This is a genomic window from Streptomyces sp. NPDC059695, assembly GCF_042733785.1.
GTDB lineage: Bacteria > Actinomycetota > Actinomycetes > Streptomycetales > Streptomycetaceae > Streptomyces.
The window spans coordinates 246,080-267,406 of record NZ_JBHWFF010000004.1 but is presented as its reverse complement, the minus strand read 5'-3'; the positions used below and the strand labels follow the sequence as shown (position 1 = coordinate 267,406).

The window sequence follows — 21,327 nt, the reverse complement described above, 5'->3', positions numbered from 1 at the left end:
ACGGGGGTGGGGGGGGGGGGGGGGGGGGGGGGGGGGGGGGGGGGGGGGGGGGGGGGGGGGGGCCCCCCCCCCCCCCCCCCGGAAGTGGGATGACCTGCGGTTATTTCCGGTCAGTGATCCTTTGCGGTTTCGGACGGGCCCTCAGGGACCGTCCCTCCGAGGAGCTTTTGGAGTTCCGTGAGCCGCTCGTTGCTGATGGTGTGGCCCGCCGAGCGGAGGGTTTCCCGGATGGCCTTTCGGGTCTGCTCGCCCTGCATCTGCTCGACGATCGGGACGAACTCGTCGAGGTCTCCGGTCGGGGGACGGCCGACCTTGCGCGGACGTGCCGGGGGCTCGCCGTCGGGAGCTACCTCGGCAGCAGGCCGAGCGGGGACGGGATGAGGGCGGGGGCGGTCCCGTTCCCGCGGGTGCTCGGTCACCACAGGTCCGCCTATCCGGAGGTGGCCAGGGTCGCCCCCACGGTTTGGCTGAGCGAGGTGCTGGTGGATCTGGCGCATGAGGACGCCGAAGGCGAGGAGTGCTGCGGTCGGGGGTACGGCGGCGACGACGTAGTCGAGGAGGGGGACGTCGCCGGGGTCGCGGGTGCCGGTGACGCCGGCGACGTTGAGGGCGATGGAGCCGAGGGAGCCGGTGGCGGTGATGGCGATGGCCCAGCCGTCGGGTCGGCGGCGCAGGCCGGCCCGGAGCATGAGGAGTTCGCCGGCGACGATGAAGGCGTCGAGGGTGGCGGGCCAGGCCCACATGCGGGCAGGGGAGTTGCCGAGGCCGTGCTCTCCGGCGACCTCGGCCAGGTGGGCGTAGGAGAGCCAGAAACCGGCGGCGGTGAGGGCGAGGATCACGACCCCGGCGGCGAGGAGGGTGTACCGGTCGGCGGGGTGCGGGGCAGGCGAAGGTGTGGTCAAGCGGGGATGCTCCAAGGGCAGGGTGGCGAGGCGTCCGTGGCGATGGGGCCGGACGGCAGGGAGAGGGGTTCGCGAGGTAGCGGCGAGCGTCAGGCGGCGCGTCTGGGACGGCGGCGATCGTCGCCGTCGAGGATGACCCGTTCGGTCATCTGGGCGAGGCGGGAGGACACGCGGTCGCCGAGGGCCGAGCGCAGGGCATCGGTGGTGAGGTTGGTGGTGATCAGGGTGGGGCGCAGGTGCTCGTACCGGTGGTTGATGAGCCGGTAAGTGAGCTCCTCGGTCCACTCGCTGGTCTTTGCCGCGCCGAGGTCGTCCAGGAGCAGCAGCGGGCAGCGCATCAGGCTCTGCAGGTCGCGCTCGCTGTCGAAGCCCGGCCGTGGGCGCAGGCGGGCGTACAGGTCGGCGGCGGTGATGGCTTCCCAGCGCAGGCGGACCCCGGCGGCGAGCAGGCTGCGGATGGCTCCGTACGCCTGGTGGGTCTTGCCGGTGCCGGTCGGTCCGACGATTCGTAGCGAGGGACCTTCCGCGATGCCTGGTGCGCCGGCGGGACCGTGGCGTCCGGCGCGGGCGATCGCGTCTGCCCAGGCAGTGACCTGGGGGTGGTCGGCGAGGGCGTGGCGGTAGCGGGCGGGGATGCGGGCTTCGGCCAGTTGCAGCGCGGTGACCGGCTCGGGCATCGGCTCCTGAGCGGCGGTGTCGGGAGCGATGCCGCGCTGGGCCAGGATGTCGCCGAGTCGACTGGTGATCCGAGCGGGCTGCTGGGAAGCGCGGGTGAGGGTGGCGGTCAGAGTTCGCCTCCGTAGGCGGCAGCGGTGTTGGTGGGGTTGGTCCACGGCTGGTGGGGAGCGGTGGTGGTCGGGGTGGCGCTCATGGCTTCGTGCACGAGGCTGGGCAGGGTGCTCGAGTGCAGGCCCTTGGCGCGGTGGAGGGCGAGGCCGGCGCGGATGTGGTCGGGGGAGATGCCCTCGTCCAGGAGCTTTTTCACCTCGCGGCCGAGGTGCCCGAGCACGTTCTGCGGCGGGCGGTGGGGGCATGCGGCGGCGTACTCGCCGATCAGGTCCTTCGTCGAGACCGAGTCGAGCGCGGGGGCGCTTGCGCCCCCCAACGGAGTAGATCCTAGATCCCTGTTCCTAGGTCCTAGATCCGGACGGTGTGGGCTCACGGAGGCTTCGGTGAGCCCTCCCTGAGGCTGCGACGAGTGTTCACGGAATCGGCTCTGACCTGCGGGTCCGCTGTTCACGGAGGGCTCCGTGAGTCCTCCCGGAGCCCTCGCGGAAGTCTCCGCGAGGGCTCCCTGTACCTGCGGTGAGGGCTCGCGCGGAATGCCGAGATCGTGGTGCGGGCACGGGGGAGTTCGGATTCCGCTGGGCCGGTTGATCTTCTGGTGCTTGGCGAAGGTGACGATGTGCAGGTACCGCTTGTCGTCGTCGCCCTCGTACCGGCAGATCAACCCGGCGTCATCGAGCTGGATCAGGTCGTCCTCGACTGCCTCTGGGCCGTGCTCGCGGCGCAGTGACCACAGCTGGCCGGCGATGACGGCGGCCTGGTCGCGGAAGCGGCCTTGGTCGTCGGCCTGGGTGAGCAGCCCGAAGAACGTTCGCTCGGCGGACAGGGACACCGCAGCCAGAGACTCGGACGAGAACGCCTCGGGCTTGATGGTGCGGATACGGGCGATGGCGATCGACCGCCTTTCAGGAGAGGGCAGGGGGATCTGGCGTTGTCGGGGTGCATGGCCAACACAGCCACACCTGGTGCGCAGAAGTCCAGACTTTGCCTAGGAATTCTGCACGACCTGTCAGCATGCCGTGGTGACGAGTCCGGTCACTGTAGGTCCGAATTCCCGGTCGGCGAAATCACCGCCGGAAATCGCTGCGCGATCCGCATCGCTCACGGCAGACAGGAATGCTCTTTCGGACCGGTCGGCGCGCAAGCTACAACACCACCCATGCCGCCACGCCCCCTCGCCATCGGACCCGCTGGACACGCCGCAGCCCAGGCCATCGAACGCACCCGCACCGCCCGCGGCTACTCCCAGCGCCAGCTCGCCGCCCGCGTCACCGCACTCGGTCGGCCCATGACCTTCACCGCGCTCTCTCGCATCGAACGCACCGTCCGCCGCTGCGACATCGACGACCTCGTCACCATCGCTGCAGCCCTTGGAATCGCGCCGCAGGCCCTTCTCGCCGGCGCGCTCACGTCCCCGAGGGCGGCCAGGCTGGGCGAAATATAGGCGACGATCCCCGGTTAGCCTAACCGGGGATTCTCTGGATGATTGCTGGTCCCGGAACGCCCCGTCGTACCGGTCCCCGCCAGAAGTCCGCCCACCTCCCCAGAGGACGCCATGCTCGATTCACTTACACGCCGATTTCGGATTCCTCGCTGCGTGTACGTAGCCCCGCTCGGAGATCCCGGCCGTACGTAGAAGTCCTATTCGGTGATTCCGCCGCATCGTCTGGGTTTGTTGCGTCCCATCCCGGCCAGATCCCTCAATTTTCGCCGCTCTTTCTCACGCAAAGGAACCGCCTATGGCCCCGCGCCTGCTGTCCATACCTGCCGTCGCCGCAGCCCTGGACGTCGACCGTCGAACGGTCTACCGCTTTATTGCCGCTGGCGAGCTGCCCGTCGTCGACCTGCGCACAGGACTGGCTCGCTCTCGCGTCCGCGTTCCCGCCGCGAGCCTGGATGACTTCATCAACAGCCGGGTGATTGCCCGGCCCGCGTCCCGCCGCTGACCAGGACCAAGCTCGTCTGTACGCGAAACAGGAAGGACCGGAACCACGTACCTCCGGAAGCTGAAGTCCGGCAAATGGCAGGCGACCGTCCGCAACCGGGCTGGAGACCGGTTCAGCGAGTCGTTTCCCCTCAAGGCACAGGCCCGCGCCTGGGGTACCGAGATGGAGACTCAGTTCGCGCGTGGCAGCATGCGGGACCCGCGAGCCGGCGAGATGTCGTTCCACGTGTGGCACGCCCGCTGGTGGCAGGCCCGCGTCGTCGAGCCCCACACGCTGCGCGGCGACGCCTCGAGCATCAAGAACCACGTGCTGCCCCACTGGACCGACTGGGAGATGCGGGCCGTCACCCGCATGGACGTCCAGAGCTGGATCCGCGGACTGGTCGAGAAGAGGGTCGGCGCCTCGGCGATCAAGAGGGCGTACAACCTGCTGTCGTCCATCATGCGGGCGGCCGTCGACGACGATGTCATCGCGGTCAGCCCCTGCCGGAACATCGACCTGCCGCAGATCGCGGTCAAGCCGCCGCAGTGGTTCACCCTCGACCAGGCGCAGAGCATCGTCGACGAGCTACCGGCCCCGTGGCGCACCATGTGCCTGCTCGGCTTCTACACGGGCCTGCGCTGGGGCGAACTCGCTGGGCTGCATCGCCATCGGATCGACCAGCGCCGTTCCCGCTTGTTCGTGGTGGAGGTCAACACCAAGAGCGGTATCAAGGAGTACCCCAAGAGTTCGAGGAGCCGCCGGGAGGTTCCGCTCCCGCCACACGTCCTGGACGCCCTTGAACGGCACATCCGCCCGCTCGATCGTGACGCCCTGGTCTTCACCACTATCACCAAGGGCCGCGCTGGCCGTCGCCTCGACGACGGCAACTGGCGCCGCCAGACCTGGTGGCCGGCCATCGAGAACGCCCACTACTTCGACACCGACGGGGAGCAGCTCCCTGTCCCGCACTATCCGCCGCACTCCATGCGCCACACCTGCGCCTCGTGGCTCGTCCAGAAGGGAGTCTCCCTTTACGAGGTCCAGCACCTCCTCGGCCACGAGAGCTTCCAGACCACCCAGCGTTACGCCCACCTCCAGCCTGATGCCCACAAGGCAGTGCTCGGTGCGTGGGAGCGGCTGGATGTCCCGCTCACTGTCTCAGCATGAGCAAACGTCTCCGCCCCGTCCCTACCGGATGGGGCGGAGATGTTTGCTCGGTCAGGCGGACGCGCTCTCATCGGGAGGCGACCAGCGCCCCTTGCTGTCGAATGGCCAGGCATGCGCGTGCAGGTTGCCCTGGAGGAGCTCGCGCAGAGCCTCACGGCTAGAGGGAGGATCAGGGGGAGACCCCAAGATGCGTAACGGTGTGCTCAACTTTCAGCACGGTCGAACCGCAGTAGCAACCCCTGCCAGCTAGACCACGTCTTGAGGGAAGGGCACGCCACTCAGCTTCGGTGACACGGGCGACCCTGGTTCAGGCCGCGGTGAAGGTGCGACGGTTCTGCAGGGCGGACGCCTCGCGTCACTCTTCGTTGGCGGTGCCGGTGGTTGTGTCCGGCTCAGCGACCGGAGGCGGCGTCGGCGGAGCCTGCGTCGGCTCGGGTCGACTCCCGACGGGCCGGTACCCCCTCTTCCCGTTGGGGTCCAACTGCGGTCGTGTCTCGGGCATCTGCGGTGTCTCCCTCTTCGGTCCCGGGTGGTACCTCGACGAAGTCAAGGAACTCCACATCGTCCATCCGAATATAGATCCCGCCGGAACGCGGCAGTGGGTAATCGAACCGTCCGGCACTGGACACAGACCATGTGGTCTGCAAATACAGGTCTGCGGCTTCCGGGTAGCCGGAGGTGTAGGACCGCTCCCCGTAGTACCCGCCCACCCAGAGGCCGCTCTTCATACGGGCGCGTACGAGACAGTGGCTCCTACGCTGGAAGACCTTGTCCCATGCCGTAGGGATCGGATCGTAGGTGGACCGACTTCCTCGAGAGCTCAGCCAGGAGGCGATCCAGGCGGCGGCGGCCGGCACCACGATCAACAGCGTTGTCGCCACCAGCGCGGTGGTGCGAGGATTGTCGGTCGCGCCGGTCAGCCAGCCCCGACGACGGTCGTAGACGAGACGCACCAACCAAGGGCCGGCGAGCAGGACGTAAAGGGCGTCGAGAGCGATCCCCGCGGTGACGGCTCGGAGTATCCGCTCTCCGAGGTCCTTGTGACCTGGCACCGGACCACGGGCGCGTTCGCGGACGAACTGGTATGTCACTCCGGGCAGTACCAGAAGGAGAACGATCACGACCTGGGTGACCGTGGTGGGCGCATGGGGCATCGTCGTATGCCTTTCCGAACAGCGGGTGCAGGATGCTCCCGACCTGGTGGCCCTATGCCCCCTGATCTCACGATGACTTGCGGGTACAGCAGCCATACTGGCGTGGCGAATGCTCACTGTCGGGGAGGCCGGGACAACTGATGCGAGACCATCTGCTTCGGATACGCACCACGTGGGTCGACAGTCTCGCAGCTCGGGTCTGCCGCGAGCTCACCCCCGACACACGCCGTTCCCACATGTTCCCCTCGTGGGTCGCGAAAGATCAACTGGCGCTTGCCGCCGTTCTGACCCGCATTGCCATGGAGGACGTCGGGTGCCGCTCCCCGCAGGCCATCGGCGATCAGCTCCGATCGACCGGCCTCGTCCTACCAGGGATCCCCGGACCTGTGGTGGCCCGCGACCTCGTCATGCCTGTCCTGCGCACGGTCCGCAGAGGTGGCGTGCCGTGGGATCGGTGGTGGGACATTGGCGGTCTCCATGCCTTGCTGATTGAGTTGTGGGTGGGACGCCGACTGTCGACACATTCGCCGGAGAAGGTCCGCGACGAGCTCACGGCAGTCTGGTGCTTCGAGGACAGTCGGCTTGTCGACACCGTCCTGCATAACGCGGAGGACCCCTTCACCTTCCTGCCCCCGGATCTCCTGCACGAGTCCGCCACCGGAACGGCGAAGGCGTGCGCGGAGTTCCTCGTCACCAGAGGCTTGATGAAGATCACCCTCCCTGAGGCTTTCCTGAGAGCCAGGCCGGGGCTGGCCGGCCGACCGGACCTCTTGGAGGTAGCGAAGCGCTGGCAACACAGCGTCGATCTGGAAGAGACCGTGCATCGCCTCAGGAGGCTCTCGCCAGACCTCTTGACGGGTTTAGGCAGGGACCTCGACGCGTGGGACGCCCAGATGAGTCAGCTGGCATCTCACCTGACCGCATATGAGTTCAAGCTGATCGAGCCCATGACGGAGGATGAACGGTACGGCGAGGACTGTCTTCGGGCGGGGCGAGGCCTGCATCGAGCCGAATTGGAGCCAGATGAGGCCTTGTTGTGGCAACCAGTTTCTGTCGCCCCGGACTCCTCGGTGCCCGAGTGGATGGCTGAGGAAATCATCACGTGCGGTACCCGCTTCTTCCACAGACAGGCAGGTCCTCACCCCGTCTGGCTGGCCACAGTGGAGACAGATGCGCATATGGCGGCTGTGCGGATGTTGACGGAGCCGCCAACACAGTACGGCTTCGGGGTCGAAGACTACGGTGACGGTCTAAGGCTGTGGTTCCATTTTCCCGCATCTCCGGCTGACCCCGACCCTCCGTTCCGAGCCCCGTACACCTACTCCCTCTCCTGGGTGGAGCATGCTCTGGAGCTTCTGCATCTTGCGACCGTTGGGTACGCCCGCCTCAGCATTGTCCGGCTTGTCGGCGACGGTGAGCTCAGAGCAGTCGGCAGCATCCAGCTCGGTCTGCCGGAAGAGTTGTGCGCCCGGGCCAAGGAAGCCGCGATCGCAGCGCTCCGTCGGCTGGTCGGGGATGAGACGCAGACGATAAGGCAAAGGATCACCCTAGAAGGGCACGATCAGGCCGCAGAGGTCGCCTTCCTGACCTGTGAAACCGCGAAGGGTGAGGACATCCACGATGAGCTCGCCTTGGAGTCCGACGCCGCTGAGTACGAATCGTTCATGGCCGCCGCACGTCACCTCGCCTGGATCCGTTCTCGGCAAGCCGCTGGCCTGCTTGACGGAAAATTCCCGTCGGATGAAGGCGCGGAGCTGCAGGCCGCTGCCGAGGCCAGGCAGCGCGCTCTAGAACTTCTTCGGGCGGCCACAGGGCGAGGTAACGGAAAGGCGCGATGGAGCCATCGCTCCGACAAACCCTCTGTGGACGAACAAACAGCGTTCGTCCACCTCATCAACCGGTACGGAACCCTCCAGCTCGCTGTGTGTCGGACCCGAGCGGGCCACTCGTACTTCGACCTGGTGTCGTGTGAGGAGATTCCCCTGGGGCCTCTCGCAGGTGCGGTTGATGAATGGGCACGGCAAGCACCGGATCGCCCCCGACGTGGGTGGCACAACAACCTGGAGCAGTTGGTCGCCGAGTGCGGTGGGCTAGCTCAAGCCATCATCGAGACGGCCTCACCCCGTGACTTCCGCCGGTTGGTGCTCAGCCCCACGGCTCCGCTGGAGTTATTGCCCCTCCATGCAGCTCCGCTCGACAGCACGCTAACCTCCACCTTGACCGACGCTTTCGAGCAGGTGGTCTACGCTCCTACGGCTCGACTTGTATCCGCCATCGAGAGTTCCCAACGGCATGCGGCCCTGGTCGAGGTGCTGGTGGTGGCACACGGCGGTGGCCACCTCCCCGACCTCGAGCTGATCAGCGGGCCACTGTGCGAAGCCGACGTGATCGCCGACCTCCACAACAGTGTGGAAGTCCTCAGGCAAGAGGAGGTGACCCCGGACCGCGCTCTGCACATGATGTCCATGGCCCGGATCGTCCATGTCGCGGCACATGGCCTCACACATTCGAATCGCTGGGCTGCCGGACTCGCTCTGCACGGCGATTCACTCGGTGCGGCCACACTAACTTCCAGCGGGGTTCTCGCCGGCGCAGTCTTCTCCAGTGTCGACCTGGTCATCCTGAACGCTTGCAGAACAGGCACGCATGAAGGCACCGGTCGTACCGTGCAGACCTTGCGCAGCATCGAATCCGCGTTTCTTGCCCGCGGCGCAAAGGCGGTCATCTCCACCCTGTGGGACATCACTGACCTGCAAGGTCTCGTGTTCTCCGCTGTGCTCCACGCACATCTCGGCGTCGGCGCGGACTCCCACACCGCTTACGCCCGCACCATCCGCTACCTACGGGAACATTGGTGGCGCATGCCCTCAGAGGCAGGGCCGGTGTTCGCCGCAGAATCAGCCATCGACGCCATCCTTCTGGACTGGCGAAGCCATATGGAGCAACAGATGCACGAGAACCCGCTGTTCTGGGCCGCATTCAAGATCACCGGAGTTGTCTGAGCTGCTGCTCATCACTGAGCTCTTTCAGAGCGGCCACTGATCGGGTGACAGGCTGAGGTTCCGCGACGCGCGAGACTTCTGTGCCGTTGAGAGAGGTGCTCGATGTATCAACTCAGTAGCGCAGGAGCCTCTTTGGTTCTCGATCCTGCCGCACTCGACCTGCCTCACGCTCTGGTCGAGTGGGTATGCATGTTCATCGTCACCCGTGAGGGTGGCCGCCGCTGCAAGCTGCCGCCTCACCAGCGTGCCCTCGTGGGCCTGGTCTAGCTTCGTCGCCACGACACGCTCGCGCAGATCGCCGCCGGCTTCGGCATATCCGTCGGCACCCCCCACGCCTACGTCACAGCAGCCATGGAGCCTGTACGCGAAACTCCAGGCCAAGCACGGAACGGCTGCCGCCGCTACTCGGATGGGCCGTACGTGATCTCCAGCGAATGCTCCTCCAGGCTGCGGAGCGTCAGCTGGTCGTCCCGGGCCTCATTGAGGAGGAAGAGCTCCCGGGTCCGGCATTCCTCGCACAGGCTGACGACAGCGAACGGCCAGAGATCGACCGGAGCCCCGTACGGGGCACTGTCCACGTAGATGCGGTCGGGCCGAAGCGGCTGGGTGCTCGACCGCTCGAACGGCTCCCAGCTCGGATGGCTACCCCTCAGCCGGAGCCCGACTATCCGGTACGAGCCCTCGTCGAGGTACTCGCACCGCTCCACCCAGTCCCAGTGCGTCCCGGAGAGCCAGCTGACCGAACTGATCGCTCGCACGATGTGCGGTTCCAACCGCTCGACGTCTTCAGCCAGTTGGTGGCTGGCGCGGACGCCGTGCGAGTGGTGCGAGGTATTCCTGAAGTCCTTGATGTGTCCCAGTAGGGCGCGTGCGTTTCCCCGGTCGCGCACGGTGGCGAGCTGTTGGATGCGGGGCTCGATTCCCTCGGCCTCCAGCCGATCGAGGATCCAGAGCCAGGTGCCGAAGGTGGCGCCGGTCCGGAACTGCTTGCGCAGGTTCCGGGAGAAGCCGTTTGACGCGGCCAGCTCGGTGAGCGCCAGCACGCCCAGCACCCGGGCCAGGCCCTCGCCCAGCTTGAGCAGTCCGTCCTTCCGCTCCGCCGGGTGCGTGCTGACCCGGTACCGACGGGACAGCGCGGCGGCGTGGTGCGGAAAGCTCCACTCGGCACGCGAGATCGGGTCGTCCAGCGGGCGTACGAGTTCGCCGATCAGGCCGGCCTCGTGGGCGGCGAACCTGATCTCGTTCCGAACCCCCTGGACGTCCCGTTCGCCGCTGCCAAAGACGTTGGGCAGGATTCCCGACATCGTGGTCCGCAGTGCGCGTCGTCCCTCCTGCACGGTCTCCAGGAGGCCCTCCACCTCGCTGTCGGTTACCAGGTCGACGGGGACGTGCGTGTCCAGCAGATCGCGAGCGCTGGGGTACTGACCGTTGTCCTTACGGGAGTTCAACCACTCGCAGAGTGCCTGGCCGCTGCCGCGGAGCGGCTGCAGCACGAAGAGCGAGGTCGCCGCCTCGCCGAAGCCCTGCGGCAGCAGGCGCCAGTTCCCCGGCCGTCCGACGAGCATGCCGCCCGAGCACAGGGTCAGCGCCCCCCCATCCTCCGGCGCGTCGGGGAGCTCAACGGCCGAGTCCGCCTCGTGGAGGTCTTGTGCGCGCAGGTGCTTGGGCCGGTCCGCGCCGTCCTCCTGCTCCTGGCCCCTTTGCGGCGGGTGGACCCGGGTGGTCTCCAACCTGGCCAGGTGACGCAGCAGTTCGAATTGGCCGTCAAGTTCCGGTCGATAGAAGAGCGCGGATGGGATCTCGCAACCCACCCGTGTCCTGCTGTCGTCGATCCAGGCGTCCGGAGCGGTCGGGTGCACTTCGCGTCGGAGGTGGTCCATCGGATCCACCTGCAGCGGCAGGTGGACGAACTCGCGCAGCTCGGGATCCGGCTCGTACGCCTCGCCGATCCGCTGCGGCTCTCCGTCGCCATCGCGTACGCCGACGGCCTTGCGGACCGCCGCCTCGAAGATCTTGCCGCGCGGCCAGCTTACGTCGGCCGAGGCGACCGCCCGGCGCAGCGCTGTGACGGCCTCCTGGCCCCTCGTCCACGTCGAGCCGACCAACGGACGCAGGGCGGCCAGCAGGGCAGCGGGGTCATGGGTCTTCTGGATCACGCGTGATTCGGCGAGCCGAGTCAGGATCTCCTCGGACAGCTCGTACCTGAGCCGCAGCGGTTGATCGATCGTGACGCGCTGGTACATCAGTTCGTGGGTGGAGACCACGCGGACCCGGTCGTCCGGCTGCTGGGCGGAGTCGGCGGACAAGGTGTCCAGGTAGAGCCCGGTGATTTCGGCGATCTGGTCCGACGTGATGTATTTGCGCTTAGATCCGATGGAGCGACGCATCCGCTGCCACTGGTCCTGAGCGTTTAGCAGCAGCACCTGGCCTCTGCGCTGCGCCGGCTTGCGGTTGCTGAGGACCCACAGGTAAGTGCTGATGCCGGTATTGGGGAAGAGGGAGTCGGGCAGCGCGACCACGGCCTCGAGCCAGTCGTTCTCCACGATCCACCTCCGGATGTCCGATTCGCCGGACCCCGCACCCCCGACGTGCATCGGGGAGCCGTTGAAGATGACCGCGATTCGACTGCCACCCTCGCCCGAGGCGCTCACCGGCTTCATCTTCGCCAGCATGTGCTGCAGGAAGAGCAGTGAGCCGTCGTTAATCCGGGGAAGACCGGCCCCGAAGCGGCCCGCGAAACCGAGTTGCTCGTGCTCCAACCGGACCGCGTACTCGCTCTTCTTCCAGTCGACGCCGAACGGCGGATTGGCTAGGAGGTAGTCGAAGGCGGTTCCCTGGTGCCCGTCCTCGGCGAAGACGTTCCCGAAGGCGATCGTCGAGGCCCGGCGGCCACTGGTCATCATGGTGGCGCGGGAGATCGCCCATGACTCCCGGTTGATCTCCTGGCCGTACAGCGTGACGTCCGCCCGGGGGTTGAACAACGCGATGTACGAGGCAGCCTCGGTCAGAAGGCCAGCCGTCCCGCAGGCCGGATCCAGGATGGTGCGGACGGCATGCGGCGACGTCAGGAGGTCAGAGTCGGCGGAGACGAGGAAGCTGGCCATCAGATGGGCGACGTCCCGGGGGGTGTAGTGCTCCCCGCTCGCCTCGTTGCCGCTCTCCGCGAACCGCCGGACGAGCTCCTCGAAGAGGCTCTCCATGTGGTCGTCGGTGATCATCTGTCCCAGGTCGATCGAGACGAACTGCGCGACGACGCGGTAGAGGAGTCGGGCCTGATGCAGGCGGGTGACGGTCCGCTCGAACTCGAAGCCGTCCAGCAGTTCCCTGACGTTCCGGGAGTACCCGTCGACATGGGCCAGGAGCAACCGGTCAGCGTTCTCCGGATCGCTGAGGACACTTTCCATGGAGAGTCGGCTGGAGTTGTAGAAGGGCCAACCCGAGGCGGCCGTTAGACGCTGCTCACGCTCCTGCTCGCCGTCGGTGCGCTCGGCCTCGTCGAGCACCGCTTGCCGGCTCGGGGCCAGCAGACAGTCCAGTCGGCGCAGCACCGTGAACGGAAGAATCACCCGCCCGTACTCGGAAGACTTGAAGTCGCCGCGCAGCAGGTCGGCCACCGACCAGACAAGCTTGGACAGATGCCCGGTGCCGTCACTCATGCTGTCCTCCGCAGGCCGGTGCCCTCCATGGGGCTGATCATCCCATGGCGGTGGCCGGGCTGGCCCCCGAGGAACGCGGGACGCCGACATGCCGGTTACGGCACCTGGGGCCCTGGGCGTCGCCATCATCGTCGGTCGTCCCTCGTCAACCGTTGATCAGCCGACCAAACGTCAGCCGTCGCTCTCTTGCAGCGAAGCCGCTACACCTGCCCAGACAGACCTGACGACTCCCTGCTCGGTTCACTCCAGCCAGTCCCTCTCGTCCGTGGCAGCTGGCGCATCGTCGGTTCGGGCGCGGGCGGCCTGTTGCGAAGCGCGAGGATGGATTGCTTGGCGTGACGCTCGTTTGACGCTCCGCGTTCCCGTACGCGGGACAACTGGCGGATTGAACGCCTCTGACCTGGTCTTTTTCGTGACCCGTCCAGGTCGATCCCTTTCCGATGACGCATCACGTGGAGTGCGTGGCGATCCTGGAGCCGGTGAAGAAGGACGCGTGACCTGACGCTTCTCCGAGTGTGCGTTATGGGTGTTACATGCGTTAGGTGCGATATTGCGACGCATGCTCGATGCACGTGATGCACGCTTGACGCATGGACGGTACGTTTTCTGATGGGTCGCCATACGGGCTGGCGACCACCGAGTGGAGCCCTCCGCTGTCCGCTCTTGGGCGCGCTGAGGTGGCCGGGGCGCTGGCTGCTGAGCTGCTGGCCGCCCCTGCCCCATCCGCTTCTCGGTAGTGACGTTCCGTGACGCTAACTGAGGTCTCCGGTCCGTGTTGTGTCAGGGGCCGGAAGGGCTCCGGTGTCCGAGAAAGGGCCTGAGATCGTCGGCTCAGCCGGGGCGGCGTGTTCAGAGCATCGAGGCGCTCCACGCGGGCTGCCGCTCAGTCGATCCACGTTTCGGCGTCGGTCCTGGTCTGGCCTGGGGGGCATGGCGTCGACTCGGGTGCGTACGGCGCTGACGTACCCCGCGAGTCCGGTGGCGTGACGCCATGCCGCTTCCAACGTCTCGAAGTGCCGGAAGCGGTACGCCTCGGCGTACTGGATGCGCGCTTCTTCCATGGCGGCTTCCCGGCGGATGCGCATCTGGCGGGCTGCTTCAATTTCGTCGAGACGTTTGCGTTCGGCGGCCCCGCCGCGGAGGGTGATCTCCTGTGCGATCTCGGCGAGCTGGTCTTCGAGGGAGCGTGCGGGGGTGTCGGCCCATTCGCTCGACCGGTGCGGCTGGGCTCCCCTGAGGACGAAACGGAGGCATTCGGATGGGGTGTAGTCGAAGAGGGGGATCCTGATCCAGGAGTTCTTACTGGCCTCGGCGAGTTCCTTTTCGGTGGCGACGTGCTCGGTCCGGTCCTGTTCCTGGAGGACGAGGAACTCCACGGTCTGAGATAGCCAAGGCGTGTGACCGGTCAGCCGAGCATGTGGAGGCTGCCAAGGGGAAGATCGCCGAGCGCAAGAAGGACCTCTTCGCGGCCGACATGCCCTGGGACCAGCCGATGTTCGGGGGCAACGGATACGACGGTGGACTGCTCGATGCCGTGCTCGGGGACTCCTGGATCCGGGACCTCGGCTCCGTGGGCCATGCACTGGACTCGTCCGCCGCAGACATCAAGCTCCCCGAGGCCGATCCACCAGCGGCGCCCGCCATCCCGGGACTCCCGTTCCTGCCGCCTCTCAATCCCGCGCCGGTGCCCGTAGCTGTCCCGGTCGTCCTCGCGTCGTACACCGGGCAGGTGCCAGCCCTGGCTCCGGTGATCAACCCTGTCGACCTGGGAATCTCCTTCGTCGACCCGATTCCACCGGTCCCTGGGACGACCCGTCTGCTCACCGCGGCAAAGCAGCAGCAGTTCCGCGCGCGGGTGAATACCCTCCGCCCCGGCGGCCTGGCCGGCGGCGGTGGCCCGGCGGCCCCGGACAACGCCTACCAGCTTCGCGTGGCTGGCAATCCCGAGCGGGAAGTGCCGTTGCTCGGGAGCAAGCGCGGACTGATGGTGGCCGGCTACGTCCCCTTGACGGCCGCCTCGTCGAAGCCAAGCACGTACGGGACCCGGACTGCACGAAGAAGAGCTTCCGCACCCTCGACCGGGTCGAGGAGACCCTGACGAAGCCCGTCAAGATCAACAATCAGGGGAAGATCTCATGGGACCCGGTCGTCGACTCCATGTACGCGGGTGACGAGAAGGAGCTCGTCCGCTACAAGCGGGCGATGGCCAACCCCGCGAACAGAGAGATCAAGGGGCCGGAGATCGTGACGAACGGCAGGGGCAACGCCGTCTACTGGCAGTCCATGATGGCGATGACGGGCACGCCCGGCTCGACGCGGTACGTCCCCTGAGAGCGAGGAAGACCATGGCCACGGAACGAAACATCCGGACGAACTTCGCCTTCTGTCCTCCCGAGGGGAACGGCGGAGCCTGGCACGCCACGCTGGACTCCCTGGAGCGGGCGCTGCGCGAGGCGTTCCCCGACCCCACCATCGGACACCGGCGCTCCGGCGTCCACGAGATGACGGTGCTGGACTTCGAAATTGAGCTGTCGCCGGACGTGTGGCTGGACGGTACCGCGGCCATCACCGAGCCCGACTACGCCTACATCACCCTCACCGATGTGACGGCGGCCGAAGCCGGAGCCTTCGCCGTCTGGCTGCGCGACTCCTTCGCTCCGGCGCCCCACCTCGTGCGCTTCACCAGCAGCCTCGCCGTAGCACATGGCGAGGAAGCCCCCTCGCCGCTGCCGGCCGAAGGAGGCCGCGAAGACATCGGTGACCTGCTGCGCCGGCACCTCGACGCATTCGACTGCTGACCGGGGAGCCTCAAGTGCACCATCCGGCGCTGCGGAAGGGTCGGTGCAGAGGCAGGTCGCACCTACTGGAGCCTTGCCGTCCCGCCCCTGCCCCTGCCTCTTCCGTGCTTGTCTCGTCCTCTTGGCGATCTTCCCCGGACACGGGGGCGACGCACCGCTATGCTTCACCCATTTAGCCTCATGCCTTCACGGCATCTTTACAGTGAGGGAGCTGCGCTGTATGCCCCGTCAAGGCTCGCTGCCTGCCGCGGACCGCGCTCGGCTGGACAAGCTGCTCGCCTCATGGCGGGACTCGCTCATTGAACTGAGTCTGCGCAACCGGCTGCTCAACTACCAGCGCCGCTCCTCGTCCGCGGGCATGGACCTGGTCGAGCCCGGGCTCACCGGAGTGCTGGAAGGGCTCTCCCGGGGCTGCACCTTCTCCGTCGTGCGAGACGAGGACCCCGAGGACGGGATCGCCGGTTCGGCCCCTGCCGCCAAGGCGATCCCGATCAGCTCCACCGCCGGCGCCAGGGCGATCGACACCCCCGCGTCCCGGGCGGGAGTCGGCGCCGCCCGCCCTGGCGTGCAGCTCACAACCTCCAAGACCACTCAGGCCGAGCAGGCTCGGCACCTACGGCGTCTGGCCCTGGTCGCGCGGGAGAAGTTCAACGACTACGGCCTGTGGGTTCTCCACCTCGGCGTGGGATTCCTCGACTGGACGCCGGCCTCATCCGCCGAGAAGAGCTTCAGTTCTCCCTTGGTGATCGTGCCGGTTGTTCTCGAGCGGCGTCGCGGGGATGCGTATGTCCTGAAGATCAACGCCAATGAGGAGCCCTCCCTCAACCCGGCCCTCGCCATCAAGATGGGCGAGTTGGGTGTCGAATGGCCGAGCGTCGACCAGGTGGATCACCGCGACGTTCCGGCTCTGATCGCGCGGGTGCGGAACGCGGTCTCTGGGATGCGCGGTTGGAAAGTAACCAACCGGATCGTGCTGGACACGTTCAACTCCAGCAAGGAGGTCATGTACCGGGACCTCCTGGACAACGCCGGCCGCGTTCAGGCCAGCGACCTCGTGCGAGCGATCGGGCTCGGTGCCGACTCCGGAATCTCATCCGGAACCTTTGCCTTCGAACCAGTCGACACAGACCGCATCGACGAGGTCCAGCCGCCCGAGAACGCTCCGCTTGTGCTCGACGCGGACTCGTCACAGCGGCAATGCGTCGCTGCCGCACTCGAAGGCCGCAGCTTCGTCATGGACGGGCCGCCCGGCACTGGCAAGAGCCAGACGATCACCAACATGATCGCGGGCCTGCTGGAGCAGGGTCGCACCGTGCTGTTCGTCAGCGAGAAAGCCGCGGCCCTCGATGTGGTCCGCAACCGCCTCGGCGATGTCGGCCTCGACGACTATGTCCTGGCATTGCATAGCAACAACACGGGCCGGAAGCAGGTGGCGCAGGAACTCGGCCAGGCGCTGCTGGCGCCTCGCCGTGCCTCGCCCGGCAGTGCCCAGGCAGACCTTCAGCGCGCGCGTCAGCTGCGTAACGACCTCTCCGGATACGCGGCGGCGATGAACGAGATACGCCCAGGCATCGACGCGAGCCTGCATGATGTCCTGGGGCAGATCTCCCTTCTGGACGATTCACACCCGCTGCCCCCCAGCACCGCCTTCGATGCGGCGGCCCTCACGGCTGAGCGGCTCGGTCAGTCGACCGTAGCCGCCCGCCAGGTCAGCAGGTCGTGGCGTCCTGCGGCCGAAGGTGCCGCGTTCTCCTGGTACGGGCTGACCGCCGGCGAAGACCCGCTGCAGGCGCTCGACCTCACTACCGAAACCCTGGGCGAGCTGGCGACGAGGCTGGTGGAGCACGCGGCCCTCCTGTCCGAACTCGGCTGGGAGGGAGTCCGGGACGCATCCCGGCTGACCTCCCTTCTCCGTGTCGCCAGCGGACGGCCCACGCTGCCGCTCTCATGGCTGACCACCGACCACCACCGTCTGACCACCGACGTGTCGGACTTCCGGCGTCGTCTGGACGAGGTCGTCGAAGCCGAACGTTCGGCGGAGCGATCGCTCGGAGCGGCCTGGAACCGACTGCCGGCCGAGACGGTCTCCACGCCGAGCCCGGAGGAGACCGCTCTCGCGACGTTGCTGCCCCCGGCAATCGACCTCAGTGGACTCACCGCTGACGCCATGCGCGAGCTCGGCGATCGACTCGAAGCCGATGCGGCAGCACTCGACGAGGCGGTCAAGTCACTGGCGGCGGTGGCCGCGATGTACGGTCTTCCGGCACCCGAGACCTGCGACGAGGCGCTTCGCCTGGGGCGCCTCGCCGGCCTGGCGGGCCACGCCGACGACGCCAAGCCGCCAGCGGTATGGCTCACCGGGGACAATGCGAAGAGCGCGAGGGTCGCCGCGCACGTCCTGCGTGAAGCCGTCGACCGGCTGCGCGAGGCCCGGCGAAGGGCCGAAGAGTTCTTTACCGACCGGGTGTTGCAGGAGGACTCCCTCGAGGACGTGGCGCACCGGTTCGCTACCGTGCACCGGTCCATCACGGCAAGGCTGACCGCGGCATGTCGCGCGGACCGGCGGGTGGTGCGGTCGCTTCTGCCCGAGGGCGGCAAGTGCAGCAAGGTGGTGCTGGCCGCGCTGCCGGCAGCGTTGGCCTGGCAGCAGGCGGCGCGGGCCCTGGACACCGAGGTCGGTCGCCACGCACAGATTCTCGGCAAGTACTGGCAGGGCGAGGGCACCGATTTCGAGGGCCTGAACGCCCTCATCGGACGGGCGGACGAAGTCCTCGGGCTTGCCCCCAGGGTGATCAACCATGACGCGTTGGCACGCGAGATGGCTTCCGGAGGGGAACCGCGTGCTGCTGCCAAGAACACCGCGGAACAGGCTGCCGCCCGCCTGATCGAGTGGCGGGATTCCCTCGTGCTCCCGCCCATGCCCGGGCCGTCGTACGAGTTGGAACCGGGAAGCCTCCGTGCCGCCGCGCAGTGGAGTCGCGCCCATGTGGCGCCGCTCCGGACCTCGGAGCGCCTGATTCGGACCGTGGAGCGGACAGCCGCCGAGGACGGAGCCGGAGTCGCGGCGCCAGGCACCTGGACCCTCACCGCCGCACGCGCGGCCGTCCGCACCGTACAGGCGGCGCGTGCCGCCGTGGCCGAGTTCCGGTCACGGGCGGAAGCGGACCGGGAACTCCTCGGAGACCTCTACGCGGACCGGAAGACCAGGGTGGCCGACCTGACCACCGGCCTGGAATGGATCACCACGCTGCGCGAGTCGTGCGCGCTTCGGCAGGAGGCTTCCCTGAGCGCCTCCGCCGCCGAGACTCTCTACCGGGCGGAAGCCGATGCGGAACTGGAAGCCGCCGCCGACGCGTGGTCACGTGCCTCGGAGGCGCTGGCGGGGATGTTCCGGGCGGAACGCGCCGAGGAGCTGCGCCGGTCGTTCGCCGGCGGCCACGACGTGGCCGTCAAGGCGCTCGCCGTCCTGGACGGTGACCGCGGCGGTCCCGACGAGTGGCGCGCCTACGACATCGGGCGCAACGCCCTCGACGGTCTGGGCCTCGGGGACCTGGTGGACCGGGCGGTGCGCCGCGGGGTCGCTCCGGCAGGCTTCCCGGACGTGGTCGAACGCGCGGTGCTCCGCGCCTGGGCGGATCTCCAGCTGACGGCCGACCGACGACTGGCCGTCTCCCGGTCCACCGACCGCGACGACCTGGTGACCGGCTTCCGGAAATTGGACGCGAAGCTGGCCGACCACGCCCGTCTGCGCGTCGTCCAGGCGTGCGACGGCCGCCGTCCCCGTAGTGCGAACACCCCGGGTGCGGCGCTGCTCAAGCGCGAAGGCGAGAAGAAGAGCCGGCACAAGCCCGTACGAGAGTTGCTGGAAAGCGCCAGGGACACGGTGTCACGGGTCAAGCCGTGCTTCATGATGAGTCCGCTCACCGTGAGTCGTTTCCTGCCACCCGACTTCGTCTTCGACGTGGTGATCTTCGACGAGGCATCGCAGGTGCTGCCGCAGGACGCCATCAACTGCGTCTACCGCGGCCGGGCACTGATCGTCGCCGGCGACCAGAAGCAGCTTCCGCCCACCGCGTTCTTCTCCTCGGCGGACGACGACGAGGAGGACGCCGAGGACGAGGAGGCCCCGGACAGGTTCGCTTCCGTGCTGGACCTCTGCAAGGCGAGCGGGCTGCTGGAGAGCCTTTCGCTGCGCTGGCACTACCGCAGCCGCCACGAGGACCTGATCGCCTTCAGCAACCGTGAGTTCTACGACGAGTCGATGACCACCTTCCCGGGGGCACACGCCGAGGGGGACGACGTCGGCGTCGCCTTCTACCGCGCTGCGGAGGGCGTTTACCGTTCCGGTGCCGCCGCTCGGAACAACCCAGGAGAGGCGGCGGAGGTGGCCCGCCGCGTCATCCACCACTTCACTACGCGCCAGGGCAGATCGCTCGGTGTGGTCGCACTGTCCCAGTCCCAGGCCGTCGCGATCCAGGACGCCGTGGACGCGGCCCGGCAGAGTCGGCCTGACCTCGACGAATGCTTTTCCGAGGACCGGCTGAACGGATTCTTCGTGAAGAACCTGGAGAGCGTGCAGGGCGACGAGCGGGACGTCATGATCCTTTCGGTCGGCTACGGCCCGGACGCTCAGGGCAAGTTCTCGAAGAACTTCGGCCCGATGAACAAGGCCGATGGCTGGCGCCGTCTGAACGTCGCCGTGACCCGAGCGCGCTACCGCGTGGAGGTCGTGGCCTCGTTCGAACCGGGTGAGGTGGGAGACACCGGGAGCAAGAGTTTCCGGCACTTCGGCCGCTACCTGCGGTATTCGCAGAGCGGTCCGTCCGTGCTTTCCCAGGAGCCGGTGGACCCGGACGCCCAGCCGGAGAGCCCGTTCGAGGAATCCGTACTGGCGGTGCTCCGCAACTGGGGCTATGACGTACAGCCCCAGGTCGGGGTGGCCGGCTACCGCATCGACCTGGGCGTTCGGCATCCGGACCGGCCGGGCCTGTACGCGTTGGGCGTGGAGTGCGACGGTGCCATGTACCACTCCTCGAAGGCCGCCCGCGACCGTGACCGTCTGCGTGAAGGAGTGCTGCGAGGGCTCGGCTGGGAGCTCCATCGGATCTGGGGCACCGATTGGTACCGTGACCGGTCCGGAGCCGAAACCCGGCTCCGTGCCGCTGTCGAACGTGCGGTGACCCTCGCCCGGACGAGCCTCCGTAGCCCGCGCGTGGTCGCAAGCAGCTCGGCGGGACCTGAAGCACCGTCGCTGACGATGTCGTCGCCGCGAGCCGAACCGCTGAGCGGGCCCGCACGGCGGCCCTCTTCGGCTCGTGGTACCGGAACGAGGGCCGCCGGCGCCCCCGTTCCCTCCGCGCGGAGGAGCGGAACCGTGCCGGCTCCGCGACGCGACGAAGCCGCCCCCGTCACCCGGTACCCGGTGACAGCACTGGCCGAGACTTCCCGTCGCCGCGTCGAGAACGAACTGTCCCAGATCCGTGAGTACCTGCTGAAGCCGGAACCCCTGGACACCGCCACCGACTACCGGGTGCGCGCCGACAACCGGCGCCACTGGGAGAAGCGGTGCGCGCAGCTCAAGGAGCGTGCCACCTTCCTGGAGGCTCTCCTCAGGTCGGTGCCCTCCACTCCCCGTGCAACCGGCGGACAGATGGTCGCTCCCGGCCGCCTGGTCGGCCTGACCTTCGGCGGGTCGACGGACGTCGAGGAGTGCGAGATCACTTCTCAAAGTCCAGCGACGGAGGAGGGCGAGGTGCTCAGCCCGTTCACCCCCCTCGCCGTTGCTCTGCTGTGGTCCACGGCCGGCTCCACGGTCGAGTACGAAGACGGCTCAGGGAAGCGGCGAACCGCCCACATCCGGCACGTTCGCGACTGAAGGCCAAATGCCCCGCAGGACCGGGCGGCCGAGTCACCCCGAGACTTTCCGTCTCAGGG

The 21,327-nt window shown here is 67.7% G+C and carries 12 protein-coding genes and 2 pseudogenes; 8 read left to right on the top strand and 6 right to left on the bottom strand.

Going from position 1 to position 21,327, the window contains the following annotated elements; genetic code table 11:
• Positions 1-110: 110 nt before the first annotated feature.
• From ACFV2S_RS07770 to ACFV2S_RS07760, 3 genes are all read right to left on the bottom strand, one after another.
• Positions 111-902, bottom strand: coding sequence for a DUF2637 domain-containing protein (locus ACFV2S_RS07770; protein WP_385203207.1), 792 nt, complete (start codon positions 900-902; stop codon positions 111-113).
• Positions 903-991: 89 nt separating this feature from the next.
• Positions 992-1,579 (bottom strand): ATP-binding protein, encoded by a 588-nt coding sequence (locus tag ACFV2S_RS07765; RefSeq protein ID WP_385555222.1) that lies wholly within the window; start codon positions 1,577-1,579, stop codon positions 992-994.
• Between the two features lie 107 nt (positions 1,580-1,686).
• On the bottom strand, positions 1,687-2,577 hold the full coding sequence (locus tag ACFV2S_RS07760; RefSeq protein WP_385555289.1) for a hypothetical protein: 891 nt from the start codon (positions 2,575-2,577) through the stop codon (positions 1,687-1,689).
• Between the two features lie 270 nt (positions 2,578-2,847).
• Here ACFV2S_RS07760 and ACFV2S_RS07755 point away from each other — a divergent pair, with 270 nt between their 5' ends.
• From ACFV2S_RS07755 to ACFV2S_RS07745, 3 genes are all read left to right on the top strand, one after another.
• Complete coding sequence (locus ACFV2S_RS07755) at positions 2,848-3,132, top strand: helix-turn-helix domain-containing protein (protein WP_385555220.1); 285 nt, start codon at positions 2,848-2,850, stop codon at positions 3,130-3,132.
• A 295-nt stretch (positions 3,133-3,427) separates the two neighbouring features.
• Entirely contained in the window at positions 3,428-3,634 is a 207-nt protein-coding gene (locus tag ACFV2S_RS07750; protein WP_385203213.1) for a helix-turn-helix domain-containing protein, read from the top strand.
• 162 nt (positions 3,635-3,796) lie between these two features.
• Positions 3,797-4,783 (top strand): tyrosine-type recombinase/integrase, encoded by a 987-nt coding sequence (locus ACFV2S_RS07745; RefSeq protein WP_385555217.1) that lies wholly within the window; start codon positions 3,797-3,799, stop codon positions 4,781-4,783.
• Between the two features lie 392 nt (positions 4,784-5,175).
• Here ACFV2S_RS07745 and ACFV2S_RS07740 read toward each other — a convergent pair whose 3' ends face one another.
• Entirely contained in the window at positions 5,176-5,937 is a 762-nt protein-coding gene (locus ACFV2S_RS07740) for a DUF6338 family protein (RefSeq protein ID WP_385555215.1), read from the bottom strand.
• A gap of 140 nt (positions 5,938-6,077) precedes the next feature.
• Between ACFV2S_RS07740 and ACFV2S_RS07735 the strand changes: the two genes are divergently transcribed.
• Both ACFV2S_RS07735 and ACFV2S_RS07730 read left to right on the top strand, forming a co-directional pair.
• The gene (locus ACFV2S_RS07735; protein ID WP_385555213.1) at positions 6,078-8,939 is read left to right on the top strand and encodes a CHAT domain-containing protein; all 2,862 of its coding nucleotides are present in this window, start codon (positions 6,078-6,080) and stop codon (positions 8,937-8,939) included.
• A 132-nt stretch (positions 8,940-9,071) separates the two neighbouring features.
• A pseudogene (locus ACFV2S_RS07730) lies at positions 9,072-9,317 on the top strand (transposase family protein); the annotation flags it as partial.
• A 23-nt stretch (positions 9,318-9,340) separates the two neighbouring features.
• Here ACFV2S_RS07730 and ACFV2S_RS07725 read toward each other — a convergent pair.
• On the bottom strand, positions 9,341-12,595 hold the full coding sequence (locus tag ACFV2S_RS07725) for an N-6 DNA methylase (protein ID WP_385555211.1): 3,255 nt from the start codon (positions 12,593-12,595) through the stop codon (positions 9,341-9,343).
• A gap of 752 nt (positions 12,596-13,347) precedes the next feature.
• Complete coding sequence (locus tag ACFV2S_RS07720) at positions 13,348-13,971, bottom strand: hypothetical protein (protein ID WP_385555209.1); 624 nt, start codon at positions 13,969-13,971, stop codon at positions 13,348-13,350.
• 98 nt (positions 13,972-14,069) lie between these two features.
• Here ACFV2S_RS07720 and ACFV2S_RS07715 point away from each other — a divergent pair.
• From ACFV2S_RS07715 to ACFV2S_RS07705, 3 genes and pseudogenes are all read left to right on the top strand, one after another.
• Positions 14,070-14,926, top strand: a pseudogene (locus tag ACFV2S_RS07715) (restriction endonuclease fold toxin-2 domain-containing protein).
• A gap of 14 nt (positions 14,927-14,940) precedes the next feature.
• A complete protein-coding gene (locus tag ACFV2S_RS07710) occupies positions 14,941-15,393 on the top strand; it encodes a hypothetical protein (RefSeq protein WP_385555207.1) in 453 nt (150 codons plus the stop codon).
• 220 nt (positions 15,394-15,613) lie between these two features.
• On the top strand, positions 15,614-21,268 hold the full coding sequence (locus tag ACFV2S_RS07705; protein WP_385555205.1) for a DUF4011 domain-containing protein: 5,655 nt from the start codon (positions 15,614-15,616) through the stop codon (positions 21,266-21,268).
• Positions 21,269-21,327 lie beyond the last annotated feature (59 nt).

Coding starts and splice junctions, on each gene's coding strand:
- ACFV2S_RS07710 (WP_385555207.1), top strand. CDS start 14,941: ATGGCCACGGAACGAAACATCCGGACGAACTTCGCCTTCTGTCCTCCC.
- ACFV2S_RS07755 (WP_385555220.1), top strand. CDS start 2,848: ATGCCGCCACGCCCCCTCGCCATCGGACCCGCTGGACACGCCGCAGCC.
- ACFV2S_RS07705 (WP_385555205.1), top strand. CDS start 15,614: ATGCCCCGTCAAGGCTCGCTGCCTGCCGCGGACCGCGCTCGGCTGGAC.
- ACFV2S_RS07725 (WP_385555211.1), bottom strand. CDS start 12,595: ATGAGTGACGGCACCGGGCATCTGTCCAAGCTTGTCTGGTCGGTGGCC.
- ACFV2S_RS07745 (WP_385555217.1), top strand. CDS start 3,797: ATGGAGACTCAGTTCGCGCGTGGCAGCATGCGGGACCCGCGAGCCGGC.
- ACFV2S_RS07740 (WP_385555215.1), bottom strand. CDS start 5,937: ATGCCCCATGCGCCCACCACGGTCACCCAGGTCGTGATCGTTCTCCTT.
- ACFV2S_RS07750 (WP_385203213.1), top strand. CDS start 3,428: ATGGCCCCGCGCCTGCTGTCCATACCTGCCGTCGCCGCAGCCCTGGAC.
- ACFV2S_RS07765 (WP_385555222.1), bottom strand. CDS start 1,579: ATGCCCGAGCCGGTCACCGCGCTGCAACTGGCCGAAGCCCGCATCCCC.
- ACFV2S_RS07735 (WP_385555213.1), top strand. CDS start 6,078: ATGCGAGACCATCTGCTTCGGATACGCACCACGTGGGTCGACAGTCTC.